Genomic DNA, 25,333 nt, shown 5'->3' with positions numbered 1-25,333 from the left:
TCAGCTTATATTCCTTATCTTATCATACCGTGTTTCGTACAAAGTTATTTTCTTTCCGTGCTCACAACAGGTGTAGGGACAGGTTTCGTAACGGCAACACGTTTGCTGAGCAACGGCTTCACCTGTTTAAAGGTCAAAAAGGTTTTCGTGCTTTCGTCCCAAAGACGGAATTTCAGAGATTGCAGACTGCTACTCACTGTAATGGTGGTCGCTTTTTGCAGCAACGGTGTCGCTTCATGCGCCTTCTCCAAATTGTAATTAGGTACCTTTGGGCTCAAGTGATGAACGTGATGGAAGCCGATATTGCCTGTAATCCATTGCAATACCTTCGGAAGCTTATAGTAAGAGCTGCCTTCTACGGCTGCGTTAATATAGCTCCATTCTTCATCATGCTCAAAATACGAATCCTCAAACTGATGCTGTACATAGAACAACCAGATACCGAGCGCACCCGATACAAAAAAGATAGGTGCCTGTACCAAAACAAAAGCTTGCCAACCGATGGCCCAGCACAACAGTGCGTACAATACAACTAGAGATATATTCGTTACATGCGTATTTATTCTTTCTTTACGTTTCGCCGTTTTTGTATTAAAGCGATAGGAAATCAAAAAAGTGTAGATCGGACCGAGTACGAACATAACCCATGGATTCCGGTATATCCGATAAGCCAGTCGTGTTCGTACAGAAGCTTCTGCATACTCTTCCACCGTAAGCACCCACATATCACCTGTGCCTCGTTTGTCCAGATTACTGCTGGTCGCATGGTGAATCGCGTGGCTATTTTTCCATTGGTGATACGGACAAAGTGTAATAACACCTGTAATCGTGCCCACAATGTCATTCAGCCTGCGGCTTTTGAAGAACGATTGATGACCGCAATCATGAAAAATGATAAACGTCCGTACGACAAACCCTGATGCAATAATAGTAATCGGAAGGGTCAGCCAATACGATACCGACAGACTGAGATAGGCGGCATACCATAGCAGGATCAGTGGACCCAAGGTGTTAATGAGTTGGAGAACGCTGGATTTCGTGTTTATTTTCTCGTAGGGAGCCATATTTTTTTTCAATTGGGCTAATGGGAGTTGTGTCATACTTAATGTTGATCCTCCTTTAAAATGACGCCCGTACCTTGATCTCGTCAGGCGTACATATTGATCTAACCTCAGTATAAGGGGATACCCGTATTCGATGTAGTCATAAACGTCAGTTCAGGAATATGACATTTGTCATATAGGCAAATAACATGACCTCTTTGCCAAATGTTCACGGGTTTCTTTTCGGAAGATTATTTGTTAAAATATAAGGTACATAACGCTGTATGTGACTGGCGAAGTCAGTGGAATCAACCACGAGGGAGCATACAATGAAAGCGTGCCGTTCGCCTGGGAGAAGTATTTGCAGAGGATTCGTCTGTCGTGACGACCTTGTGCAAATACTTTTTTTCGTTTTATAAGACCATGACACCCTGTTGATTCCATCATGCGATAAATTCAGAGGAGGTTCGGACTATGGCTATCATTATGAAATCCAAAGAAGCAGCTGAGCAAGTGTATGCAACGATCCGTACCAAAGTAGAACAAATGAAACAGCAAGGACATCGCCCACATTTGGCAACACTGTTGGTAGAAGGTGATCCAGCCTCTGCCTACTACGCCCGGACCAAGCAAAAAATAGCGGAGAAGCTGGGAATCTCCTTCCATCTCCATACCTTTGACCGCCATGTAAGCGAAGCTGAACTCCTTCACCTGATCGGCAGCCTGAACGAAGCCTCTCATGTACATGGTATTATGCTGGAATTGCCTCTTCCCCAGCATCTATCTGCCTCCGCCATTAAACAATCCATCGCCCCGAACAAGGATATTGATGGAATTACCCCAGGCAACAAGTTGGCTACCGTTACAGGTGAAGCCGGGTTGTATCCCGCTACACCTCAAGCCTGTATTGAGCTGCTCAAGCATTACGGTCACACATTGGCAGGCAAAAATGTCACCCTTGTCGGCATAGGGCAGACGGTGGGACTCCCCCTTTTTCACATGCTGCAAAGAGAAAATGCCACTGTTACCGCCTGTCATGCAGGCACACGTGATATTGCAGAGCATTTGAGCCATGCAGACATTGCCTTCGTCGCAGTTGGATGCCCTGATGTGATTACGCAGGATATGGTTCATCCCGGTCTGATTTTGGTAGATGCGGGAATTAACGAGACGCTGGAGGGAAAAATAGTGGGGGATGCTGCTTTAGATGTAGGGGAAAAGGTACATGCGATTTCTCCGGTTCCCGGTGGTGTCGGCACATTAACAACTGCGATTTTGTACAAGAATCTGCTCAAAGCAATAGATCTGCAACAATACTCCAGAGAGGTGGTCTATTCATGAGTAAACTGTCGTGGAGTGATTCCATCGAACATTTTCTAAGAGAGGCTGGAAGTGCAGCACCTACTCCCGGCGGAGGAAGTGTATCCGCACTGGCTGCGGCACTGGGCGCGGCTATGACCTCCATGACCGCCAACCTTTCCCAAGGAGAAAAATACGCGCATGTTCATGGACAAATCACTGAAGTGATTCACAGCATGGAAAACCTGTCCACGCGCTGTGAGGAACTGATGACCGCAGACATCCGATCCTTTGAACAGTACATGACGGCATTGCGCTTGCCCAAAGAAACAGACGAAGAAAAACGCTATCGTACCCATTCCCTACAGACCTCGGTGTTCGCCGCCATTGAGGTGCCGATGCGTTTGCTGGAAGTATGCAGGGACGGAATGCAGCGTGCCTATAGTATTGTGGAACTGTCCAATAAAAATGTCATTTCTGATCTTGGCATAGGCGCAATCCTGTTTGAAGCTGCTGCTCAATCCGCCCTGCTTACCATTGACATTAACCTTGCTTCCCTAAAAGATTTGGATGCCAAACACTCCTATGAAGCAAAAACGGCTGCGCTCATTCGTGAAATTGGACAAATCAAAGCGCAAACCTTATTGATCGTACGTAGCCGAATAGCAAAATAGTCCGCTTAAGCAGGGTGAACCATCAGATGAACCTGTCCCAAGTCATATTCTGCTTCCACGCTCAAAAAAAGCCTTCAAGCCCGCCTCTGCTCGTGGGTTTGGAGGCTTTTTTATTGGAATCCTACGAATCATGGAAACTTTTTCTATAAATTCTTCGTCTATTGATAAGGGTATATTTCCCAAGACGTCGTTTTTATCTTATTTAACTGATGAAGAAATGAGGAAAAGCGTATGAAAAAACGGACTCTATTACTCAGTATGATCGCGTTATTGTTATTCAGCTCTAGTGCATGGGCGGCCGAAAAAGAGTCTACGTCCCGTATTCGTTCCTATGATTCCGGGAGTCTGATTCAATCCGATGGGAGCTTGTGGTTATGGGGCTATAATCAATCCGTACCGACTCGTGTAGAAGATAAGCCGAACGTCGTAAGAACATTTTCTAATATCCTCAACGAAGGAGACCTGGTATTTACCTTACAAGATCATTCCGCTTGGTATGTACCAAGAAACAACATTTCTGAATCCGTAAAATTTATCTCATTGGAAGGACTGCAAAACATCGTAGACGTGCGTAGTATGAATGATCATGTACTCGCCCTGAGCGCCGAAGGAACCGTATTATCTGCTGATCGAATCAAAAATGGTAGCAACTTTGGCTCTTTTCAAACCCTATTCGGGATCGACGGGGTTACAGATGTGGATGGCTACTATGAAGAAAGACCGCAATATGAGGAACGCTGGCTCTTCTTGAAGCACGACGGAAGTGTATGGAAAAATACAAAGGCCTTGCAGGGCTTCGAACCTATTCCATCATTAAAGGATATTACTGCTATCTCCAAAAACATAGCCTTAAAAAAAGACGGCACCGTGTGGACATGGCCCAAGGTATTTGAAAAAAATACTACCTCATCCGACATTTTATCTGCATCGCAAATTCAAGCCTTATCGGACATCAAGACACTTAAGAACAATGGGAGTTCCAATCTCGCGATAGATCGACAAGGACGATTGTGGTTCTGGGGTGAAACGGTCACTGGCTACTCGGATAGTACAACCTATCACAACGAAAATACCCCTGTATTGTTAACAGGTATAAAGGATGTCAAAGACGTCTTTATCGTTGAACGCTCCATCCTTGTACTGACAACAGGCGGGAATGTATATGAAGCTTCCCTGGAAGGTGAAAAATTACCGTCCAATGTCCCTTTTAGATTACTCACCAAAAATATTCAAAGCATCCAAGCAGGATCACGGCATGTGATCATGCAAAAAACAGACGGCACCCTGTGGGGCTGGGGGGTCAACAAACATGCGCAACTTGGCATAGGGGATTATGAATTTCTCTACAGTACGCCGGTTCCTGTACAAAAACCTATTCTCGTCCGTCTCAACGGCACACCTGTCCCCCTAAGTAACGGTGTTATAACCCGGAGCGGACAGGCGTTTATTCCCCTCCGTTCCGTTTTTGACAAGCTGGGAGCTGAGGTCACTTATGATTTTAACAGCAAAATAGCGGAAATTAATCAGTCTAAGACAGGTGTCAATCCCGTCTCTCTGCAAATTAATCTTAAAAACGGACAGACAACGATGAACGGAAAAGTTGTGAAACTCACAAATCCTCCCTTCACGGTAAACGGCATTGGCTATCTACCGCTCCGGCTGATCAGTGAGACGCTAGGGGCCAAAGTAGATTGGATTCAAAAAGAAGATACTATCGTCATCACGACGAAATAGTAAATAAAGAGCCAGTCAAAACACGATCGTGTTGGACTGGTTTTTTATGTTTTATATATCCCCTAATACATCGGGAAAATCTTTGTAATTTTCCGCAAGCCAGTTCATTTCTTTTGCGAATCGGACAGGAACAGCGTGTTGGTCCATGTCGGCTTTGATCCACCAGACACTTTCCATATGTAAATCTTGACCCGCTCCTTTATTGATCCCACGCATTCTTTACATTCTTCATACAGATCTGGATAACCTCTTGGATCATCAAAAAAGGGATATCTGCCCTGTATGGGTACGATATCCCTTTTTCCGTTATTTGCCGCCCGTAAACGTGATTCCCTTAATAAAGTAACGATTAAAGAATGCATAAATGACAAGGATCGGTAGCGTAGATATCATGGAAGCCGCCATAATGTAATTCCAATAGCTGATATATTGGCCTTTGAACGTATTCAGCCCAAGCGGCAAGGTAAACATTTCCGGACTGGACATCACAATCAACGGCTTCATAAAGTCATTCCATGACCCCATGAACACAAAGATGATCTGTGCAGCCAGTGCTGGACGGGCCAATGGAAGTACAATGCGGAAAAAAGCGCCAAACCGCCCTAAGCCGTCAATCTCGGCGGCCTCTTCCAGTTCTTTTGGAAAGCTGACAAAAAACTGGCGCATCATAAAAATATACGTCGCGCTGATCATGGAGGGAATGATCATTCCTTGATACGTATCCAGCCAACCAAAGCCTTTCAAAATTAAGAAATTCGGTATCATCGTAACCTGAGCCGGAATCATCAGTACACCCAGGATGATGATGAACAACAGATTTTTTCCCGGAAAATTCAAGCGGGCAAGCGCATAGCCGGCCATAGAATTAAACAACAGGTTCAGCACAGTAATCGCTACACCGATCAACAGGCTGTTCAACAACCAGCGACCGAATAACGGCTGCTGGATAAATATCATTTTATAATTGTCCAAGGTAAAAACCTTGGGAATAAAACTGATTTTTCCACTCACGATTTCTTCCAACGGTTTGAATGACGACGACAGCGCCCAAAAAAACGGGACAAGCGTAACGGCCGCGTAACCGATAAGAATCAAATACAATATGATTTTTCCGATGCCTATTCGAAGATTCATGATGCCCCCTCCTTAGTTCAAAGACTCTTCTTTGGAAAATTTGCGTTGGATTAGCGTTGCGATCAAAATAATCACCGCCAATGTCATCGCCAGCGCAGCGGCGTACCCCATCGTGCCCAGGTTTTTAAAGGCATATTGATAGATCAGCAGGACGACGGTAAGCGTCGAGTTGTTCGGACCGCCTGATCCCGCCGAGAAAATATAGGATTGGTCGAACAGTTGAAATGTTCCGATTAATCCCATAATGACGACAAAAGAGGTCACAGGTCTCAAACTAGGCATCGTAATGTTCCAAAATTTTTGGAAAGCGTTCGCCCCATCCAATTCGGCAGCCTCGTATAAAGAGCTCGGAATATCCTGCAGCGCCGCCAAGTAAATAACCATAAAAAAGGGAGCCGTCGACCAAATATTCATCCCCATAATGGCATTAAGGGCCACCCTCGGATCACCCAGCCAGTTATATATCGGCAATCCTACCGCACTCAACAGCTCATTAATGAGACCACTCTGATTGAACATCCACATAAAGATGAGCGTCAGTACGGCGGATGATGTTAATGTGGGAAGGAAATAAATGACCCGAAATATCTTCTGTCCTTTCAGGCCCGCATTCAACACGGCGGCCATGACCATCGACAGAATGGTCTGAATCGGAACAACGATAATGACATATTTTAGTGTGTTCCAGATGGCTATATGAGCCCGGTTATCCACCATAATACGGGTAAAATTTCGCATACCCGTAAATTCCGAGCTGGAAACGCCAAGCAGCTGCACTTTATGAAATGCCAGATAAATGGCGTAAAAAATCGGTCCGATAATGAAAAAGAGCAGCACGAACAAGGTCGGTAGTAGAAACAAATACCCTTGAGCCGCCTCTTTAAACGCTCTTTTGGAAACACTCCGGTTCATGATGAGCACCCTCCGTTCCTGTTTTAATCATAGAGCTGGAATTCAATTTCCCCATTGGCTTGGTCCTGCGCCTCCTGAAGCGCCTCCTTCAACGGCCTTTCCCCGATATAAGCGCTTACAAACTGGTTGTTAAAATTATTAAATATCGTCGGAAGCGTAGATCCTTCTGACCAGACAGTCGCATAAGGGGCACCCGCAACTAGTGGTCCGAGTACCGGATCTTTATCATATCCTAGCTCCTTGGCCACTGATTTGCGGGTCGGAAGCTCAAACCTTTTGCTCGTCCAGGTTTTCATCCCCTGTTTGCCGGTCAAATAGGAGATCAGCTCCCAGGAAGCCTGCTTTTTGGTGGAAGCGGCATTCATCACATATCCAACCGTAAAGGCCATCGTCCCCTTTTTACCATGAATCGTCGGCACTTCCGCTGTCCCGAAATCAATGTTCGGGAAGGTGCTTTTCAAGAATGGGATTGCCCAGTTCCCTTCCAGCACCATGGCCGCTTTCCCTTGACCGAGCATCTCGCCGGTCCACCCGGCTCCAACATCACTGGGCTGCGCTGCCGTCTTGTCGATCAGATGCTGATCCACATAGGGCTGAAGAGCATTTAGTACTTCTGGAGTGGTGAAGTTGGCTCTTCCGTCCTTAACCACCTGTCCACCTAACGATTGGGCAATAAAAAATGTGCGTGCAAGCTCCGGATTTTGTCCGAAACCGTACACTTTGTTTCCTTGTGTTAATTTACGTGAAGCCGCCCGCAGCTCATCCCATGTTTTTGGAACTTCCACACCCGCTTCTTTCAGCATCTTTTTATTGTATAAGAGCGCCAGCGTCGAATATCCCTTCGGAAAACCATATATGTTTCCGTTCTTTTGGAATACCTGAATCATTGGCTTTTCAAAATCATTAATATCAAAATCAGGGGTTACATAATGATTAAGCGGTTCCAAAACCCCCGTTTCGATCAGTCCCGGGGCTTCAATAGCGTCCAAATAAAATACGTCCGGGCCTTTGCCGCCAATTAAACGGGTTTTGATCACATCCATATACTGATCGGCGATCACTTCACGTTTCACCTTGATATTCGGATGGCTTTGTTCAAAGTCAGCGAGCACCTGATCCAACAGCTTGGTTTCTTCCGGGGTAGAGCCCCAGCCTGCTAAAGTAATTTCTACCTTTCCGCCTGCACTCTGCTTCTGTCCGCTGCCACAGCCCGCCAGCAGGCTGGCGGACAGGGCGGTCATCACGGCCACAATTACGAACCATCTGATCGCTTTCATCCTCGTTTTCCCCTCCCTTTCTGTTGGCTTAGTCAGCGATAACTTTATAGCCCGTGGTGTTCTCCAGCACGGACCAGGAAATATCACGCTCACTGCTTCTTTCTACACGAATGGACAGCACGCCGCTGCCGATGGCGATATTGGAAACCGTCAGCTCATTCATCCCGTCAAGCAAGACAGGTGAGAGATGGATTTGTTTTTTGATTCCGTCTGGAAACAGGCCAAGCAGGGACTGGATAAATATGAGAGGCGTTCCCGCCGCCCATGCTTGTGGAGAACAAGCCACCGGATAAGGGACGGCCTTCCCGCTTGAGCTGTCATAACCACAGAACAACTCAGGCAATCGTTCATATTCAAAATGGCCAGCAGAGTCAATCAGCCCTTTGATCACCTGATTCGCCTGCTGCTGACGACCAGTTTTGCTGAGTCCAAGGATAATCATACTGTTATCGTGCGGCCAAATGCTTCCATCATGGTAGCTCATCGGATTGTATCCAGCTTCTCCTTCTCCCATCGTCCGAATCCCAAACCCGGAGAACATTTTGCGTGAAACCAGCATATCGGCTACCGCATCCGCCCTGGAGTCGTCAAGCATTCCCGACAACAGCAAGTGTCCAGGATTTGATGTAATGGTGCCCACCTGATGCTTGTTTTCATCCAGAGCGATAGCATAGTATTGATGCTCCTCCATCCAAAAAGCCTCATCAAATTTGTTTTTCAGGCGCCGAGCCTCGTCTCTGAGCTTAGCGGATTCCTCGTTGCGGCCAAGAGCTTCATACAAATCAGCAATGCCCATTTTGGCCTGAAAGACGTAGCCCTGCACCTCGCTTAAAGCAATCGGCGTTTTGGCATACTCTCCGCTGCGATGAACAATGGAATCGCCGGAATCCTTCCAGCCCTGATTGGCTATGCCTTTGCTTGATTCCTGATGATATTCCACAAACAAATCGTCGTCCCGGTCACCGTAGCGATCGATCCACTCCAGCGCCCCGATAATATTCGGTTCCAGCTCCCGCACGAATTCCAGATCCCCAGTCCATCTGGCGTACTCTGCAATCAGCATCAGAAACAGCGGAGTCGCATCAATGGTGCCATAGTATGGGGTAAACGGAATCTGATTCGTGTTCGCCAGCTCACCGTATCTGATTTCGTGCATGATTTTCCCCGGTTGTTCGTCACGCCAAGGATCTACAGATTCCCCTTGCTGGGCAGCCATCGTGCGAATTGTACCTTTCGCAACCTGCGCATTAAAGGGAAGCATTTGCAAGGATGCGATGAGGCTGTCTCTTCCAAATGGGACACCAAACCAGGGAAGTCCAGCGACTGGAAACGCGCCATAGCCCAAATCCGTCAGCAGCACCTTCAAATCCTTCAAGCCCCGGTCCACAAGCCGCTGAAGCAGATCATGATCTGTCTGTACTTTGGCCGTTTGCTGATCCCATACCTCATAAACCTGCTTGAGCTGCTTTAACGCATCCTCCGGCTTCATCGGCTCTGCTACAACGGCTTCTCCAATTTGTGGCTGTACTGTGAACGTAATCACTTCAGATGCCCCATGGTCCAAAGTGATTTGAAAAAAGACATCGCCGTTTTCATCAGCGGCTTGTTCTGGCCGGTCCCATGTAACAGCGGTGGCCCGGCAGACTTGATCAGCTCCCTGGTAACTAAAGATTAGAGACTGATTCGCGGCCTTGGTTCCGGTTCTTTTCCCCAACTCTCCGCTCTGAAAACCGCGAACGACAAACATATCTGCAAAATCGGCATCCATGTGCACACTCAGCTTGAATGTAATCTGCTTCGGGTAATAATTCGTCAGCTTAATGCGCTCATACAGCACATCATCATAAATAAAACGGGTCCGTTCTACTTCAACCGATTCACGCCATAACTCCAGCTTGCCGTCGATTTCCGTTTGCACATTGGTTAGCAAAATGGTGGCCATGTAATTTTCTGCTGCATCCGAGGATAGCAAAACGGGTTCCTGTCCGTTAATTCTCAGATCCAGCCTGCTGAGAAATCGGGTATCCTTCGTATACAATCCCAATCCATAGGGGTGATCTTCGGGAATATTCCCTTTCGTATCTGTCAATAAAAACAGGTCATTTTCTTTAATTACTCTGTATTCCATAAGTCCCTCTTTCTATCCGAAACGTTTCGGAAAAAATGTAATTGAAAAACCACATATCGTGGTTTTTTTGTTTTTTTATCGTTTCATTGTCGATTCTCTTTCAACCAGTTGTGTCTCCAGGGTCATGGCATGTGGTTGAGCGCTGCCTTCCAGCATTTGAATCAGCATCGTGGCCGCTTGATAGCCGAGCTGAAATTTATCCTGTGATACGGTTGTCAAAGGCGGGCTCGCATAAGACGCAAGCTGAATGTCATCATATCCGGCAACTGACAACTGTTCGGGCACTTTCCGGTCAAGCTGCTTCGCTGCTTTTAAAACCCCCAGCGCCATTAGATCACTCGCACAAAAGATAGCCGTCATTTCGGGGTAAAGTGTTAACAGCTTAGCGGCTTCCTCTCTGGCGGTTTCTTCATCATACGCCCCATTGACGACCCATTCCGGATTGAACGTTAATCCTGCCGATTCCAGTGACTCCCGGTATCCTTCCAGCCGCCTCTCACTGACAAAAGCCTGATTATGCCCATTCACCATCCCAATATGGCTGTGACCGAGCCTTATCAAATAATCTACTGCTTTTTTTGCACCAAGCACATTATCCGTCGTCACATAACCTACCGTATCCGTCAAGATTGGGATATCAATCAGAATACAGGGAATGTCGCTATCTACCACCTCCTGAAGATATGGGTCATCCGTTTTAATCCCCGATAAAATGACCCCGTCCACTCTCCGCTCCCGGCACAGTTGGGAATACGTCTTTTCTCTTTGCTTCGTCGAGTTGGTACTGAACAGGACCAGATCGTAGTCTTTTTCCGACACACATTCGTTAATCCCTGATAAGACCTCGAATGTAAAATGATCCTTGGCACTTTGCCGATTCATTCCCGATACAAGCAGTCCAATCGTTTTCGACTTGTTCATGACGAGTCCTCTAGCCAAAATATTGGGGCTGTAATTCAAATCTTTGGCCACCTGCATAATTTTGCGGCGAGTCGCTTCATTGACATCATCGTACCCGTTGAGAGCTCTGGAGACCGTCGTGACGGAAACGCCAGCAACACGCGCGATATCTTTAATTGTCGTCATATCATTTCTCCTAGATCTGCCTTCCAAAACGTTTCGGAAGCTTTGAAAATGAGTATATCTTAGAATGTAATCGATTGCAATAAAAAAATTATTTTACAAAAAAGCACCTCACCCACGGCCATACTGCCCATGTAGTAAAGTGCTTACGAATGTGGATCATATACTTATTTTTTCGCTTTATTCTCTTTTTCTCTTTCAATCAGCATATCTACGATCATATCAATTTGCCCGGTAATGGCGATCGGATCATAACGATAATACGTATCAAAATCGTTAAAGAACACTCTATTATTCTTCACCGCAGGCAAATTCCCCCACACGGCAGACGATTTCAGCTGCTTGAGCGCGTCTCCCTTTTTCTCCGGGTCATAGGTCGTCAGGAACATGTAATCGGCGTCATACTGCGGCAGTACCTCCATCGAAAGCTGTACGGTTTGTTCCTTGGAGTTAGCTGTCTTCTTCGGCATATTCAGCTTAAGCGCATTGTAGACAGCTTGTCCACCCCGGCCCGCATTATCTCCAAAAATCCAAAGTGCATTTTTGTCCGTCAGCTCATACAGGCCGAAGGTTGCCTTTTCGTCAATCACGCCTTTAAGACGTGCGCGGCCTTCAGCAGCCTTTTTATCAAATGCGGCAATAAATTGCTCTGCCTTTTCTTTTTCTCCCGTGATGTCACCAAATAGCTTGACTGTATCGTAAATGTTGGTCGTCGTTCCGTACGGAATATATAGGGTAGGTGCGATTTTTGACAAAGCCTCATAGTTGGTATCCTTCATAACCACGATCAGATCGGGTTTAAGCTCTAAAGTCTTCTCCAAATTGGTCGGGTCGCCGACTTCTTTGGTCCCTTTTTCCTTCAGTAAATCTGTCAGAAAAGGATTTTGAAAGGCGGTCGGCTCCACACCCACCACGTTGGCCCCTACGGACAATAATTCCCCACCGTAAAAATCCGTTACGATGCGCTGCGGTTTGACTGGAATTTGAATATCCCCTTTGACCGTTTTAAAGCTTCTCGTCTCAGCCGAAGTTGGTTCTTTCTTATCCTCTGAAGCTGGAGCGAAATTATTTCCATTATTGCTTCCGCTGCAAGCGCTAATGAGTACAGACAATACAAGCATCAAAGTAGTCAGCATAAAAAACGATTTTTTCTTCAACATATGAGCCCCCTATGTAATATGAAAATAGCCTTATATAATTATGATAATGATTATCAATATCGTAAGAAATATATCAGGCTGCCTTCATGTTGTCAACTAAAATTGACAGCATAGCCTAACTGGAATAGAACAGCTTCCTCAGTAGGTAAAAAGGGAAAAGACCTGTCAAATAGATGACAAGTCTTTTGTCGTGGGCTCTGCCTTCGCATACTACAAATTGGGGCTCGGATGCTGCAGGAGGCTGTCTGTTGGACGTTGCTTGGTTTTATAATTTTCTCCCCAGTCTTTCATCAGGTTAATAATCGGGATCAGAGTTCTTCCAAATTCAGTTAGGGAGTATTCGACTTTGGGCGGAACCTGCTTGTAAACCTCCCGATGAACTACACCGTCCTCTTCCAGCTCACGCAATTGGAGTGTCAGCATACGCTGTGTAATTCCCGGACAAATACGCCGAAATTCACTGAAACGCTTTGTTCCATACATGAGATGATATAAAATAACTCCTTTCCACTTGCCCCCAATCACGTCCAGCGTGTACTCCACAGGACAAGCCTGATCATTTCCAGCGGGACATTCCCCAAAGCCACCCTTCCGATTGCGCATAGGTATTTCTCCCCCTTGGTAACATTTTATATACTACAGCACATTAATGTGCGTACTTCAAAAACGATCATCTATATTCTAATATTAAGCATGCCACTTGGTAAGCGTCAATTCTAAACGATATCCATAAGGAGTGTAAAAACAATGGAAACCTTAACAGCCACTAAACATCAAATCTTATCTGCATATCAGTTCAGACATGCAACCAAGGAATTTGATAGTCATAAAAAAATTAGCGATTCCGACTTCGATTTTATTCTTGAAACTGGTCGTTTATCCCCGAGTTCATTTGGCTTTGAACCCTGGAAATTCGTTGTCATCCAAAGTAATGCTATGCGTGAGAAGCTGCTGCCCTACTCCTGGGGGGCCAAAAAACAGCTGCCAACAGCAAGCCATTTCGTACTCATCCTCACCAGACTGCCTAAAGATATGGCAGCCTCATCCGATTACATCAAGGACATGATGGAAAACGTGCAGCAATTACCTGCTGAAGTTATGCAAGGCAAAGAGAAAGTATATGACGCCTTCCTGAAATCAGATTTTAGACTGGAAGACAATGAAAGAGCTATGTTCGAGTGGGCCTGCCGACAAACCTACATCGCATTGGGCAATATGATGACAGCCGCAGCTCAAATCGGAATTGACTCCTGTCCGATTGAAGGCTTTAATAAACAGGAAATCGATCGCATCCTCTCTGAAGAAGGCATCATGGATGCCGAGCATTTCGGCATTTCCTGCATGGTGGCTTTTGGATACCGTCTGAATGAGCCGCGCGGAAAAACCCGGCGGCCTGTAGATCAGGTTATTGAATGGGTCTAACCACCAACGAATAACCTTCTCTAAAGCAAAGGGGCGTCCCCTAGCCATTTCCATGGCTTTTGGGACACCCCTTTTTTCATAAGGCTTCTCAAATCTTAAAAAATCCTGTCATTCCAATCACTTACTGATACTTTACTTCTTCTGCGAAGTAAATCTCCTTCAAACGATCCTTTACGCGCTGGATTTCATCTGCTGTTAACGGAGCCGTAGGATTTAGCTTGAAGTTCCTTCCGGTGACATAGCTTACATCCGTTTTCAAATCCAGGTTGTATGGTAACTTCGGAACCGGACTGCGGGTATAGTCCGTAAAATCAATAATGGACCAAGCCGCATCTCCATCCTCCTTGGATAAAATGATCCGCTGTGAGGCATTTTCAGTCCACAAGTAACGCAGATTGGCCGGCGAATTATTGGAGCCCGTGGGCGTCTCAATGCCGGAGCCCCTAAACATGAGTGAAAATTCCGAATGATCGTTATTCGATCCAGCTGACGATTGATAAATCTGTTTTAACCCGTCCACGCTCACAATCTCGACCTCACGGCCAGCAGGGAAGTTCTTCACAAAGTTCTCCCATATTTGAGACATGTTATGCTTTTGGGCAAACGAGTTGATGTCCAGAATAATGGACATATAGTTCACCGTATTTAAACGTTGATACGGATTATCCAAATATTGCTGTGCTATATACAGTTGTGGTGCCGCATCCGTTTTTTCATTCAAATTTGGGTCACCTGGATTGAGCGTCCAGCGTGAGGAATCTTTTGTATAGCGTGATCCAATGGGATCAATCGTAACCGAGTTCATAAACGCGATACCGCTATTATCGGTAACCCCCTGTGCTGGAACAATCGGATTATCCTTATTAGACCAGTAAGGCATCAAAGGTGAACCCTCACCATACATGTTGTTAACATTATACTGTGTAGCCGACCACCCCATAGCTGAAGTGATCTTATAATGATCTTTAAGCCATTGGGCCTGCTCAGGATTCACCGTAAAGCTGGTCAATGATTTAGGCAGATACTTCCGATATTGGTCTGTATCCATGCTTTCAAACACCGAAGGTGATCCCATCGTACCGCCTTGGTGCAGCTCATTGAGTGCATTATAACGATACATATACAACCACTCGCTCATCCGTGCTTCCCAAATAGGAAGCTTGTGCAGGTTATTCGGGTACCCGTCCATAATCCCGACTTCATCGCCATACTGATCCACGTATGCTAAAACCTGTTTAAGCTGCGGGCGATTCGTGTCTACAAAAACAAATGTATTTTCCATCGCCCAGGTCACTTTTAAGTTGGGACCAAAGTGATCCATCAGCAACTGACGAGCTTGCTTAATTTGGTCTACCGTGGTCGCACTGCCGCCTTGTCCCTGCAGCATTATAGAGACAGCAAAATATTGCTTTTTGCGTTCTCCTGGTACTACAGTTAACTCGGCATCGGATATGAAGTGAATTCCCTGAGATGGTGATTCAACCTCGATCTTGATTGGAATGACCGAGTTCACTGCCGGAATCAAATGCAGATTGACTATACGTCCATCCTCATCAAATATTTCACTGGAATCCTCTATCCGAAGCTTCAAGTCTGACGGCAACGAGCCGGGCGGTATGACCTCTCCCTTTGCATTGTGAAATACATAGGGCATGCTCCAGGCTGCAGGGTCTAGAGTAGCGGCCTGTGAAATGGAGTACGTCGCCAAGTATACGGACCTGATTACATTCGGAGCCTCTGTTGGAGGAGTCATCCCTTTCACGATCAGCTTGGTCTGTGCTTTAAGTACCCGATAAGGTTTGGCAATGGTGACTTCCAACTCGACAGGAATAGTACCATCTGCAGCAGGAATATTTTCAGAATGTACGATTTTCCCCTGTTCATCAAACACACCTAATGCATCACTAAATGTATAAGTAACACTTGTAACGCTGGCAGCGGGAATACTCACCGGCTGCCCTTCTTTGTAGAGCTGAAAGGACAGCTGATACGAAGGATACGTTTCCGGTTGATTTATGAGCTCCGGCGCCTTGATTACGACCTCATCCACTACAAAATCCGAAGAGTGATCCGGTGGCTTGGGATCAGGTGCCGGTGGCTTAGGGTCGGGTGCCGGTGGCTTAGGATCGGGTGCCGGTGGCTTAGGATCGGGTGCCGGTGGCTTGGGATCAGGTGCCGGTGGCTTAGGATCGGGTGCCGGTGGCTTAGGATCGGGTGCCGGTGGCTTAGGATCGGGTGCCGGTGGCTTGGGATCAGGTGCCGGTGGCTTGGGATCAGGTGCCGGTGGCTTGGGATCAGGCTTAGAGCTATGTCTTTCAGGCTCCTCAATTTCCGGATTCACAGGTTGGGGACTAATTTCCGGTGCCAAGTCAACCACTGGTTTGTCCTGTTCCGGCAAGCTTGGTAGCTGATTCGTCGTTCCAGCTCCGTTTCCTGACTCTAGCAAACGCTTGGCACGCTCTCTCAGATCGTCACCGCCTAGCCATACCCGATATGCAACCAACGTGGCATCTTGTCGTGTTACAAATTTTTTGGGATAGAAATAATGATTCGTATCCCCCTCTATCAGCTCTAATCGCTCCATCAACCACACGCTCGTTTGTGCATAGTCTGATATATCAGATTGATCCACAAAACTGGATATACCGGCAGAACGTGTATCTTCTGAAACACCAAAATACCGTGCATACCAAACGGCCATATCCTGACGAGTCATATTGTGCTTGGCACCAAATAATTGATCACTAATTCCTTTCGTAATGTTCTCTTTCTGCAAGATCTGCACATAAGGTAGAGCCCAGGGAGACACATCACGAAAAGAAATAACGTCTTTGTCATTCGACGTGCGTTTTAAGGTTTTAGCGAAGATACTAGCCCATTCCTGCCGCGAAATAAAATGTACAGGTCGAAAACTACCATCCTGATAACCCGTAACATAACCTTGAGCGGCCATGGCCTCAATCGCATCCGCTGCGTAGGAATGTTCAATATCGTTAAAGGCCCTATCTGCAAAAACAGGCACAGTATGTATACAGAACAACCAAACAGCCAGTAAACTAGCCATGTATTGCCTAATTCGTTTTAACTTTTTTTCATATCTCATTATTTTAGATCATTACACCTCCTCTATGAGATAGCATTGGATCATTTTCACCTGTCCCTCTGTTTCAGCTTTGAAAATAACCCCATTTGTTTTCAAACGAATTTTAATTTCCATTAACACCAAACTGTATATAATTAAATTATCGGAATAATCCCCCCGGAATTGAATAAGGCCAGTAAAAAAAAGTAATTCTGTCCTTATGCTAATTAATATACTTTTAAAGCTGTATATCCCAATCACTTAACAATGGCTTTCATTGGGAATTAAATGCTTATTACCTTATTGGGCTGCTATTTTGGTCACACCTACAAATAAAACAAAAGATAACATCATGTATCCTCATTCAGTATGAAGAATACACAATGTTATCTCGTTCTTGTGTAGATAAGTTTATTAAATTCTGTCTGCTCTTTAATTCTCTTTTACTTCAGAACCCTTATAAATATAAAAGTAGCCGTTAAAAATTCCATTTGACGGATAAGCAGCAGGATCTTTACCCTTTATTTGGCCTACCAACTCTTGATTGATAAACATAGGGGTTCCTTCTTCAACTAACGCTTCAGCAGACATTTCACTAATCGGTTTTACTGTACTGGACCGGAATGTAACTAAATAGACATCGTTAGCATTAAAATGATATCGTTCTTCCGTTGGAGTCCCCTCATAAAACAGCTCTGCCAAAGAAGCCGCTTCAGACCCTCTCATAAAAACGCGAATATCATCGGTTCCGTTCCATCTACCAGGAATTCCGCCTATTGGATTAACGTATTCCAAAATTTCTGGTTCCTTGTCGCGAATAAAATCAGTAACCGAATATTTATAAACCCCATCTGTTACACTCTTGGTAGCAACTCCAGTTGTTTTTCCTGTTCTATAGCCGCTGAACCCCCCATACACATTCGGGGTTTTGCTAATAGCAGCAAAGAATTTTTCCTGATCCATAAATCCGGCTCTTCCAGGTACTGGCGTCAACTTGTAGTTTCTGACCTCAGTCCCCTTGTACTTCTCCCAAGTGTATTCAAAATAATAACTCGCATGAGATACTCCACTGTTCCAGCCTACAGATGCCAGCATGATAATACCTAGCATGAATAATAATGGCCATTTTTTCAACATCATGCCCTCTCCCTCTTTTTTTCTTAATACAATGCATTATAGCGTTTCAATAATTATACTGACAGTTAAATTTTAGAAAGAAATAAGAATAATTTGTTCTTTATTCATTTGATGTACCACAGTCTGTCCTATAGAATATAGAATATAGAATATAGAATATACTAGATTCTATCGATTGCAGGAAGGGTGAATTTATCTATGTTTAAGAAAATGGATATTTACAGAATCCTCACTCTCATATCTGCTTTAATGGTTGTGATCCTATCATCTTTATCACTCGCATTTCCTGATACCTATACGCACTCATACACCATCGCACAATTTTTTATGGGCATTCTGTTTTTATTTTCAGGCATTTTGGAGTTTAAAGCAAAACGAAATCATATGGCTATAGCCAGCTTTATCGTTTCCTTTTTCACTTTTTTTGTATTTATATTTAGGCTGATTGCGTGAAAAAGATAACCATACATAAAATAAAAGCCGAGCGAACTCAGGATATAACCTGAATGGCACTCGGCAAATTTTACATATTTAGCAACCTTTTATTTCTTCTCTAATTCTTCAATTCTCTGCCGCTTTCCTATACCAAAGACAAAATAGCCGACAACGACGATTGCCATGAATGATGCTCCGACAATCAGCGACGTACGCGTGTCTGGATTGAACCACATTCCAACGATCACTAGGGACAAGAAGATAATGGTGATGTAGTTGCTGATCGGGAAAAAACGAGACTTGAAGGGATGATCTCCCATTTCGTTCTTCCACTTTTTCCTGAAGTTAAATTGGCTGATCGCCATTGCAAACCATGGTACCATGCCTGGAAGAACACTTGCGCTATAAATATACAGAAACAGTTTGGAATCAGGGATTAAGTAATTAAACAGCACTCCCACTAGCAGCAAGGAAATGGTCGTAATAATACTATTTCTGGGAACACCGCTTTCGGAAACTTTCCCAAAGAACTTGGGGGCTTGTCCGTTTTTAGACAATGTATATAACATTCTTCCCGCACTGTAAATACCACTGTTACAACCTGACATCGCGGCTGTGAGAACAACAAAATTGATGATGCCAGCAGCAGCAACAATCCCTACTTTAGCAAAGGTTAGAACGAAAGGACTACCAATCTCGCCAATTTGGTTCCATGGATAGATCGTAACAATGACAAAGATCGCGCCCACGTAAAAAATCAGAATACGCCAGATGATATTTTTAATGGCTTTTCGCAGTGTCATTTTCGGATTTTCTGCTTCTCCCGCCGTAATGCCCACCATCTCTATACCTTGGTAAGCCGCCGTTACAATACAGAGCGCAAATAGAAAACCTTTCAAACCACCCGCAAAAAAACCGCCATGGCTGTACAGATTGGAGAGACCAATAGGTTGCCCGCCGTTCCCCAAGCCAAAAAAGATCATACCCGTGCCAACAATCAGCATAAAGATAATCGCGACAATCTTAATCATGGCAAACCAAAATTCAAATTCTCCATAAAATTTCACAGCCGCCAAATTGGCTAACGCAATAATGATTACACCTGCCAAGGCTGGTAGCCATTGCGGAATGTCAGGGAACCAATAGCCCACGTACACTCCAATCGCAGTAACCTCGGCCATCCCTACGGTAACCCACAAGAACCAATAACTCCAAGCGGTCAAAAAACCGGCCAAAGGGCTGATATATTTATGAGCAAAAGTGGCGAATGAGCCTGTCACCGGTTCGAGAATCAGCATTTCTCCCATGATCCGCATGACAAAAAACATAATAATCCCAGCTAAGAGATAGGCCAACAGCACAGAAGGCCCCGCCCATTTTATCGTACTTGCCGACCCCATAAACAAGCCAACGCCAATTGTGCCTCCAAGCGCAATCAGCTCAACATGCCGTGGCTTTAGCCCTCTCGATAATTGTTTCGATTCCAAAAGAACGCTCCCCTTCGTATTTGTTCATCATCAAACCTGAAAGATATGAAAAACAGCCGCTATCCCAAAAAGGATATGGAGATATCGGTCTGCCGTGATGCTGATCTTGCCAATACAGAGCTACTTCATCATCCGAGTGCGTACAAGGAAATCATGTCCAAAAAATAAATAAAGCCTTGCTGTTCCTGAGTCCGGGCCTGTAGCAATGAAAGAATTGTATGACAAAAAAAAGGGAAAATCAACATTTGTTAATTAACCAATGGTTAAAGTTAATGGTAAAAAATAGAGGCCCGATTTTGCCATTATAGCAGCTTATTCACACTATGTTCACGTTTTCGACTACTATATTCCACGGACATGTGTTTATCAGCGACAAACTTCACTATGGCTCGCCTCAAAAAAGGATCATTTTCTTACAATTTATCTACATCTAATCCTTAGTCGCATTCTTTGCATTCCTGATATGTATTTCATAGCTTGCTCAAGAAACATTCGGCAATTAAATAAGATGTAACACATTAAAAATCACACAAACGAGGAAAAGATACAAACATACCAACTCCCAATATCATAAATAAAAAAGACCTTAACAAAGATAACTTCTTATCCCTGTTAAGGTTTTGTCTGCATTAACAGTAACCATCCTTAAAAACACATTCAGTTGTAGGGTTCTGACATTATCTTGTCGATAACGAAGCCCATTTTTGCTCCAGCCACTGATCAAAGTCAGCACCCTTGTTACCTTCATAGACGTCGTAAATATCGACTCTCATCTTGTGCAGCTTCTCGCGAAAATCGTTATAGGTATGGCCGGCTGGCAGGCTTTTTTTAATCCGTACCAGGATCTTTGTTAAGCCCTTAACAAGCTCACCCTCTTTACGCACAGGTGGCTGTACATTCTCTCCCCATTCCTGAAGCTTGCGGTATGCGGCTTCCTGAACGGCATATACCGTATCATTATTCAATCGGTGTGTCAGCACGTCAATAGTCTGTTGGTTCTTCCATGCACCCAGATCATTCACCGCAGCTAGACGCGCTTTCCAATCGGAGGTTCGGTTTACAGCTGCTTTAAGCTGCTCATATACTTCTGTAAATTCCTGTTGAGTTTCGTTGTTTTCCAAAATAATCTCATCCTTTTCTATACCTGAGTCAATCTATATTCGATCCTGTAACGGTTCCACCATCAGAACGCTCTGTTCACCTGTTCTTCGACCCTGTGGCTTTACTAAAAAATCACTCCATCTGCTGTTCATCATGATTGCCGTTTGTTAAATATAACATACTTGCAGCTCTTCTTCATATCTCGAACCAGCTTCTTTATTTACGAGCTTACGCGGAAAGTTAGATTGAGCTTTGGATGGGTCAGGCTTTCTTGATTTGTATCACCAGAATTCATACAAAACTTCATCTATTCATCTCTATATTTGGTTGGAGTAGTACCAGCTTTCACAAAAAACATATGTTCGATTATAATTAGTTATCAAGTTTGTATGCACCTGTTATTGGACTGCTGGAAGTTTGATGTAAAACGAGAGAAAATCAAAAGAAATTCGAGAAAAATCGGGGAAATGGCTGAGGCTATAGGAACTACGAGGATTCTGAGAGGCTTCTTCTTTATTCCCTGAATCCTATCCCCTGCAATAATGAGAAAAAAGCCGAGCGAAAATTAGGGAGAACTCCTGATTTTCGCTCGGCTCAGTTGTAAACTTATTTTGCTTAGGGGCAAACTATTTGGTTGTTGTCTAAACCCTTATACACCAAGCGTGCGATACTCTCCACGTGTGTCGAGACGATGGAAGGGATATACCTCTCGCTTAAGTTGAAAATACTTGCTTTGAAGAACAATACACGATACTGAAAACCTGAAAAACAGTTTCTCAAACCGACGTTCTAAGTAGATATTCATTTTTATCGAAAAATAAGCGTTTGATCAAGTAGTAAATCATTTCTCTTTAAATAATTACCATTAAAGGTGATAGGCACTGAAGTTCCATTGAAGTAATCTCTCTTATTGTCATGTTTTATAGCATGAACATGAAGATGCGGCTCACTGCTGTAACCTGAGTTTCCTACTTTCGCAATTTCTTGTCCAACCTTGACAAAATCATTTTTCTTAACTAACAGACTATTTTTCTTCAAGTGTAACAACAAAATATTATATCCTTTGTGTTTGATGATAATCATATTTGTATTACTACTACCCAGGGAGTTTGGCACATTATCATCTACTCCATCCACAACTTCGATAATTCTACCCTCAGCCGGACTATATACTGAATCATTATAAATGGGATAGGATTTTAAAGATTCAGAATTATCAAATTTTTCTTTTCTTGAGCCTAAAGGGGTGAGCTTAGTTATATCCACTGCATATTTCAGGGTACGATGCGAAAAGTGATAGTTCATAGATGAACTCATTCCACCATTCACTACTTCATAACCCCCTCCTTTCAACGGGAACGTTAAATTGACTGCATCCTCGTGTTTAGGAGTGGATGAAATGTATGAAATACTAAAGAGCGTAAAGTAGCTATTTGGCGAAATAACGAACATCCAAACAACACGATGCAAACCGGACGTAAATAATAGCTAATTTCTGTCCAATCATTTATGAATAAAATCATGAACGTATATGCACTTGTAAACAAAGTGTGAATATACCACGAAATACGATTTTTAAATGGAAAGTAAGCCATAATCCAATAAAGTATAAGTGGAATCAGCAGCATTTTTACAAAATAAAAAACATTCAATTTCTTCCTTTATCATATGATAATTTGTTACTTACCTCTTCTTGAAATTCAGTATCCGTTAATAATTTATAAAAAAACAAATCCAGCTTCTGCTTGAGCCAAATATGATCCACCCCAGATTCATCTTGAATAAACATGGCTAGTTGAATGTCATTTCCTTCCCGATCCGTACAATATAAAGCCTCAGTTAGAACAGAAATGGTAGATCCACCTTTGTTTCCAAACTCTATTAGCTTGGAGTTATCCACCTGTCGCTGAATTAACAGTTTAAGATATGGATTTATAGTAGAAGGAGCCAACTCCTCCTTGTGTATATACTTCATTACATGAGCATATTCTTTAGTTGTAGAACAAGGAAGCTTTCGCGATTCTAGCACTTGAAGCCTTCGTGCATAATTCTGCTTGGTGTTCCATTTCTGAATACATCCTAACCCCTTATCACTATTTAGTATCTGGTGAATTTCAATGGATTTTCCCATGTATTCTTCGTAGGTCATTTCACTTATTTTTTGTATCGATTCTTTAAATCCTATTTTTTCTATTTCTTGGATATAAGAAGACATTAAACCCGCAGATGAAAAAGGAAAGATTTTATCATGTAACGAAAGTGAGAGTTTGTTTATATTCTCATTTATTTCATCTAATCCCATTTTCGCCATCAGGAATTCTGTATTGGCATTGGAACTGTAAGCTAACATGCCGTGAGCAATTTCAAATAATGTAATTTTTCCTTGAACCTCTTTATGATTTGACTTAATCCATTTGATCCAGCTATTATGAGCGTTGCCATCAGAACCAGGAATATAAAATTTATTTAATTCCTCTAAATCCACAAGTTCATGTTCATCTAACAGCTTTGCCGCTACTTGGCGAGCAAACTCAATAGCGATGATCACTTTCGCAGTGCTGGCAAGCGGCATTTTAACTTCTGAGTTGTAGCTGATTTTCTCCATACCATTTTTGATCATATACAAAGATGCTTTACTCGGATTTTCCTTCAAAAAGCTTAGAACATCCATTTCTGTTTTCTTATTATTTTGGCGCTTCGCAATGAGCAAAAACAGGATACATATGAAAACAAATATTAAAATTATAGCTACTAACAATAAGATTATTTGCATACTTTGCTCCTTAATGGTGAAGTTCACATAAATCGTCACAGTTCCCTACAGGAATCACTTTTCTTTTAGAAGCTATATACTCATACAAATAACCGCCTATACCCATTTTTTTGAAAATGATTATAAAGGGAACCGCCCACCATAGATACGGTATTCTTGTACAAATTTGTGCAATAGAGTCAATTCCGCGGTGTATTTTACTGGGATCATTCCGTGAGAAGCTATGCATTCGCCTTTGTAATTCATCAACATCTAATTTGTATGCTTGAACCAACGAAGAATTCCGAAAACTAACAAGCCGTAGCATTCTAAAATAATCCAGCTTGTATAAATAGTCTTTTATATTTGTACAGACAGGACACCAACCATCATAGAAAACCAGAATTTGTTTGTGTTGAAAGCTTACATATCCTAATCTTCTTGTTTTTCTTCGAATTGTAATTGATATTTTCCGGAAACTGATCTTTATAAAATGGTATAACTTTTTATATTCTTGATCCGTAAACAACAATAATTCCATAACAATCATAATTAACGAAAATGTCAGCAGACCCATCCCTATAGCAATACCTATATGAAACAATATCATAGCACTAACTACAAACGGTTTAAGCCTCTTATTAATCACAGCAAAAGGGAATGCAATTTTAATAATTATAGATAAATAAGTGAATACAATGGTGAGTCCAACATAATGGTTAACCATATAATCCAAAATAGGTCTGTTAAACTCTCTCACTTGAGATATATAATAAAGTGCTGTTCCGTTTTGCCACATTTCGCCCATAAGCTGGTACATTCCTGAGAAAAAATAAACAATACACAGTTGTATAATACAAAAAAGTACTGCAAAATTGTGGATTATCATGGATAACTTATAGAGTAAAGAGTCTTTCGAGTCTTTTCCACGTGAGTTGTTCATTTTAGAATCCAAAGAGAAATAGGCAGTGTTATTGGTGAACAACAGAAAAAACATATTCACTATAAGTAAGTTGTCTCCTCCGTCACTAATATGAAAAGAGCGAACATACAATGAATAAAAAAATAAGTAGGCCAGAATTGAAAAAAGACGGCCTTTATATCCTATTAAATAAAAAATAGTAACTATAATTCCTAGGTGATAGATAAAGTCAAAAAATAAAGCTGATGAATTCAAATTATATAAAGACCATGTTAATGACTTGTACCCAGCAGAATAAATATTAATTCCAGATTCGTGCCAAAAAAAGTATCTTTGTTTATAATGAATAAAATAATTGAAAAGTAATATCAACCCGATACATATCCGAAGAATACTTGTACCAATAAGAAAGCGTTCATTCATAAAAAAATTACGGTAATTCAACAACATCCTTTACAACTCCTTTCCAACCATATACGACATTCTCTTCTTTCACTTTAAAATGAAGATCATTCCGCTTTGAATATGGAATCGCATCCGATATTGAGGTC

General features: G+C 43.2%; 20 protein-coding genes and 1 riboswitch. Of the genes, 4 read left to right on the top strand and 16 right to left on the bottom strand.

Annotated elements, in window-relative coordinates:
• Window positions 1-44: 44 nt before the first annotated feature.
• Window positions 45-1,100 (bottom strand): Delta(5) desaturase DesA, encoded by a 1,056-nt coding sequence (gene desA, locus HPL003_RS12150; RefSeq protein WP_014279949.1) that lies wholly within the window; start codon window positions 1,098-1,100, stop codon window positions 45-47.
• Between the two features lie 219 nt (window positions 1,101-1,319).
• Window positions 1,320-1,404: riboswitch (ZMP/ZTP riboswitch) on the top strand.
• A 113-nt stretch (window positions 1,405-1,517) separates the two neighbouring features.
• Here desA and HPL003_RS12145 point away from each other — a divergent pair.
• The 3 genes from HPL003_RS12145 to HPL003_RS12135 all read left to right on the top strand — a co-directional run bounded on the left by HPL003_RS12145 (window position 1,518) and on the right by HPL003_RS12135 (window position 4,750).
• Entirely contained in the window at window positions 1,518-2,384 is an 867-nt protein-coding gene (locus tag HPL003_RS12145; protein WP_014279948.1) for a bifunctional 5,10-methylenetetrahydrofolate dehydrogenase/5,10-methenyltetrahydrofolate cyclohydrolase, read from the top strand.
• Window positions 2,381-3,016 carry a cyclodeaminase/cyclohydrolase family protein gene (locus HPL003_RS12140; RefSeq protein WP_014279947.1) on the top strand — a complete coding sequence of 212 codons (636 nt, stop codon included), beginning with the start codon at window positions 2,381-2,383 and terminating at the stop codon, window positions 3,014-3,016. The genes HPL003_RS12145 and HPL003_RS12140 overlap by 4 nt, the downstream gene beginning before the upstream one ends.
• 231 nt (window positions 3,017-3,247) lie before the next feature.
• Window positions 3,248-4,750, top strand: a complete 1,503-nt coding sequence (locus HPL003_RS12135; RefSeq protein ID WP_014279946.1) for a stalk domain-containing protein — start codon at window positions 3,248-3,250, stop codon at window positions 4,748-4,750.
• A 51-nt stretch (window positions 4,751-4,801) separates the two neighbouring features.
• On the opposite strand, the gene HPL003_RS28475 is transcribed toward HPL003_RS12135, so the two are convergent.
• The 8 genes from HPL003_RS28475 to HPL003_RS12100 all read right to left on the bottom strand — a co-directional run bounded on the left by HPL003_RS28475 (window position 4,802) and on the right by HPL003_RS12100 (window position 13,047).
• A complete protein-coding gene (locus HPL003_RS28475) occupies window positions 4,802-4,966 on the bottom strand; it encodes a hypothetical protein (protein ID WP_014279945.1) in 165 nt (54 codons plus the stop codon).
• A 90-nt stretch (window positions 4,967-5,056) separates the two neighbouring features.
• On the bottom strand, window positions 5,057-5,884 hold the full coding sequence (locus tag HPL003_RS12130) for a carbohydrate ABC transporter permease (protein WP_014279944.1): 828 nt from the start codon (window positions 5,882-5,884) through the stop codon (window positions 5,057-5,059).
• A gap of 12 nt (window positions 5,885-5,896) precedes the next feature.
• On the bottom strand, window positions 5,897-6,796 hold the full coding sequence (locus HPL003_RS12125) for a carbohydrate ABC transporter permease (protein WP_014279943.1): 900 nt from the start codon (window positions 6,794-6,796) through the stop codon (window positions 5,897-5,899).
• A 23-nt stretch (window positions 6,797-6,819) separates the two neighbouring features.
• The gene (locus HPL003_RS12120; RefSeq protein WP_014279942.1) at window positions 6,820-8,073 is read right to left on the bottom strand and encodes an ABC transporter substrate-binding protein; all 1,254 of its coding nucleotides are present in this window, start codon (window positions 8,071-8,073) and stop codon (window positions 6,820-6,822) included.
• Window positions 8,074-8,101: 28 nt separating this feature from the next.
• On the bottom strand, window positions 8,102-10,201 hold the full coding sequence (locus tag HPL003_RS12115) for an amylo-alpha-1,6-glucosidase (RefSeq protein WP_014279941.1): 2,100 nt from the start codon (window positions 10,199-10,201) through the stop codon (window positions 8,102-8,104).
• Window positions 10,202-10,276: 75 nt separating this feature from the next.
• Window positions 10,277-11,287: a LacI family DNA-binding transcriptional regulator gene (locus tag HPL003_RS12110; protein ID WP_014279940.1), complete on the bottom strand. Its 1,011-nt coding sequence runs from the start codon at window positions 11,285-11,287 to the stop codon at window positions 10,277-10,279.
• Between the two features lie 164 nt (window positions 11,288-11,451).
• Window positions 11,452-12,444, bottom strand: coding sequence for an ABC transporter substrate-binding protein (locus HPL003_RS12105; RefSeq protein ID WP_014279939.1), 993 nt, complete (start codon window positions 12,442-12,444; stop codon window positions 11,452-11,454).
• Between the two features lie 210 nt (window positions 12,445-12,654).
• A complete protein-coding gene (locus HPL003_RS12100) occupies window positions 12,655-13,047 on the bottom strand; it encodes a winged helix-turn-helix transcriptional regulator (RefSeq protein WP_014279938.1) in 393 nt (130 codons plus the stop codon).
• Between the two features lie 144 nt (window positions 13,048-13,191).
• Between HPL003_RS12100 and HPL003_RS12095 the strand changes: the two genes are divergently transcribed.
• Window positions 13,192-13,866, top strand: coding sequence for an NAD(P)H-dependent oxidoreductase (locus tag HPL003_RS12095; protein WP_014279937.1), 675 nt, complete (start codon window positions 13,192-13,194; stop codon window positions 13,864-13,866).
• 121 nt (window positions 13,867-13,987) lie between these two features.
• On the opposite strand, the gene HPL003_RS12090 is transcribed toward HPL003_RS12095, so the two are convergent.
• The 7 genes from HPL003_RS12090 to HPL003_RS30500 form a co-directional block, all read right to left on the bottom strand.
• A complete protein-coding gene (locus HPL003_RS12090; protein WP_014279936.1) occupies window positions 13,988-16,969 on the bottom strand; it encodes an S-layer homology domain-containing protein in 2,982 nt (993 codons plus the stop codon).
• A gap of 411 nt (window positions 16,970-17,380) precedes the next feature.
• Window positions 17,381-18,088 carry a hypothetical protein gene (locus tag HPL003_RS12080; RefSeq protein WP_014279934.1) on the bottom strand — a complete coding sequence of 236 codons (708 nt, stop codon included), beginning with the start codon at window positions 18,086-18,088 and terminating at the stop codon, window positions 17,381-17,383.
• A gap of 539 nt (window positions 18,089-18,627) precedes the next feature.
• Entirely contained in the window at window positions 18,628-20,007 is a 1,380-nt protein-coding gene (locus HPL003_RS12070) for an amino acid permease (RefSeq protein WP_014279932.1), read from the bottom strand.
• Window positions 20,008-20,684: 677 nt separating this feature from the next.
• Window positions 20,685-21,128, bottom strand: a complete 444-nt coding sequence (locus HPL003_RS12065) for a HEAT repeat domain-containing protein (protein WP_014279931.1) — start codon at window positions 21,126-21,128, stop codon at window positions 20,685-20,687.
• Between the two features lie 787 nt (window positions 21,129-21,915).
• A complete protein-coding gene (locus HPL003_RS29720) occupies window positions 21,916-22,437 on the bottom strand; it encodes a M23 family metallopeptidase (protein WP_014279930.1) in 522 nt (173 codons plus the stop codon).
• A gap of 319 nt (window positions 22,438-22,756) precedes the next feature.
• Window positions 22,757-23,881: a serine hydrolase gene (locus HPL003_RS12055; protein WP_014279929.1), complete on the bottom strand. Its 1,125-nt coding sequence runs from the start codon at window positions 23,879-23,881 to the stop codon at window positions 22,757-22,759.
• Between the two features lie 10 nt (window positions 23,882-23,891).
• Complete coding sequence (locus tag HPL003_RS30500; protein ID WP_420795075.1) at window positions 23,892-24,668, bottom strand: DCC1-like thiol-disulfide oxidoreductase family protein; 777 nt, start codon at window positions 24,666-24,668, stop codon at window positions 23,892-23,894.
• Window positions 24,669-25,333 lie beyond the last annotated feature (665 nt).

Source organism: Paenibacillus terrae HPL-003, assembly GCF_000235585.1.
GTDB lineage: Bacteria > Bacillota > Bacilli > Paenibacillales > Paenibacillaceae > Paenibacillus > Paenibacillus terrae_B.
Note: the sequence above shows the minus strand (reverse complement) of the source record. Positions and strands in the feature narration are given on the sequence as shown.

Excerpts from the sequence above, each read along its gene's own strand:
- HPL003_RS12090 (WP_014279936.1), bottom strand. The coding sequence starts at position 16,969 with ATGAGATATGAAAAAAAGTTAAAACGAATTAGGCAATACATGGCTAGT.
- HPL003_RS12095 (WP_014279937.1), top strand. The coding sequence starts at position 13,192 with ATGGAAACCTTAACAGCCACTAAACATCAAATCTTATCTGCATATCAG.
- HPL003_RS12080 (WP_014279934.1), bottom strand. The coding sequence starts at position 18,088 with ATGATGTTGAAAAAATGGCCATTATTATTCATGCTAGGTATTATCATG.
- HPL003_RS12125 (WP_014279943.1), bottom strand. The coding sequence starts at position 6,796 with ATGAACCGGAGTGTTTCCAAAAGAGCGTTTAAAGAGGCGGCTCAAGGG.
- HPL003_RS12130 (WP_014279944.1), bottom strand. The coding sequence starts at position 5,884 with ATGAATCTTCGAATAGGCATCGGAAAAATCATATTGTATTTGATTCTT.
- HPL003_RS12100 (WP_014279938.1), bottom strand. The coding sequence starts at position 13,047 with ATGCGCAATCGGAAGGGTGGCTTTGGGGAATGTCCCGCTGGAAATGAT.
- desA (WP_014279949.1), bottom strand. The coding sequence starts at position 1,100 with ATGACACAACTCCCATTAGCCCAATTGAAAAAAAATATGGCTCCCTAC.
- HPL003_RS12140 (WP_014279947.1), top strand. The coding sequence starts at position 2,381 with ATGAGTAAACTGTCGTGGAGTGATTCCATCGAACATTTTCTAAGAGAG.
- HPL003_RS12120 (WP_014279942.1), bottom strand. The coding sequence starts at position 8,073 with ATGAAAGCGATCAGATGGTTCGTAATTGTGGCCGTGATGACCGCCCTG.
- HPL003_RS12145 (WP_014279948.1), top strand. The coding sequence starts at position 1,518 with ATGGCTATCATTATGAAATCCAAAGAAGCAGCTGAGCAAGTGTATGCA.
- HPL003_RS12135 (WP_014279946.1), top strand. The coding sequence starts at position 3,248 with ATGAAAAAACGGACTCTATTACTCAGTATGATCGCGTTATTGTTATTC.
- HPL003_RS12105 (WP_014279939.1), bottom strand. The coding sequence starts at position 12,444 with ATGTTGAAGAAAAAATCGTTTTTTATGCTGACTACTTTGATGCTTGTA.
- HPL003_RS30500 (WP_420795075.1), bottom strand. The coding sequence starts at position 24,668 with ATGGGCGAAATGTGGCAAAACGGAACAGCACTTTATTATATATCTCAA.
- HPL003_RS12110 (WP_014279940.1), bottom strand. The coding sequence starts at position 11,287 with ATGACGACAATTAAAGATATCGCGCGTGTTGCTGGCGTTTCCGTCACG.
- HPL003_RS12115 (WP_014279941.1), bottom strand. The coding sequence starts at position 10,201 with ATGGAATACAGAGTAATTAAAGAAAATGACCTGTTTTTATTGACAGAT.
- HPL003_RS28475 (WP_014279945.1), bottom strand. The coding sequence starts at position 4,966 with ATGCGTGGGATCAATAAAGGAGCGGGTCAAGATTTACATATGGAAAGT.
- HPL003_RS12055 (WP_014279929.1), bottom strand. The coding sequence starts at position 23,881 with ATGCAAATAATCTTATTGTTAGTAGCTATAATTTTAATATTTGTTTTC.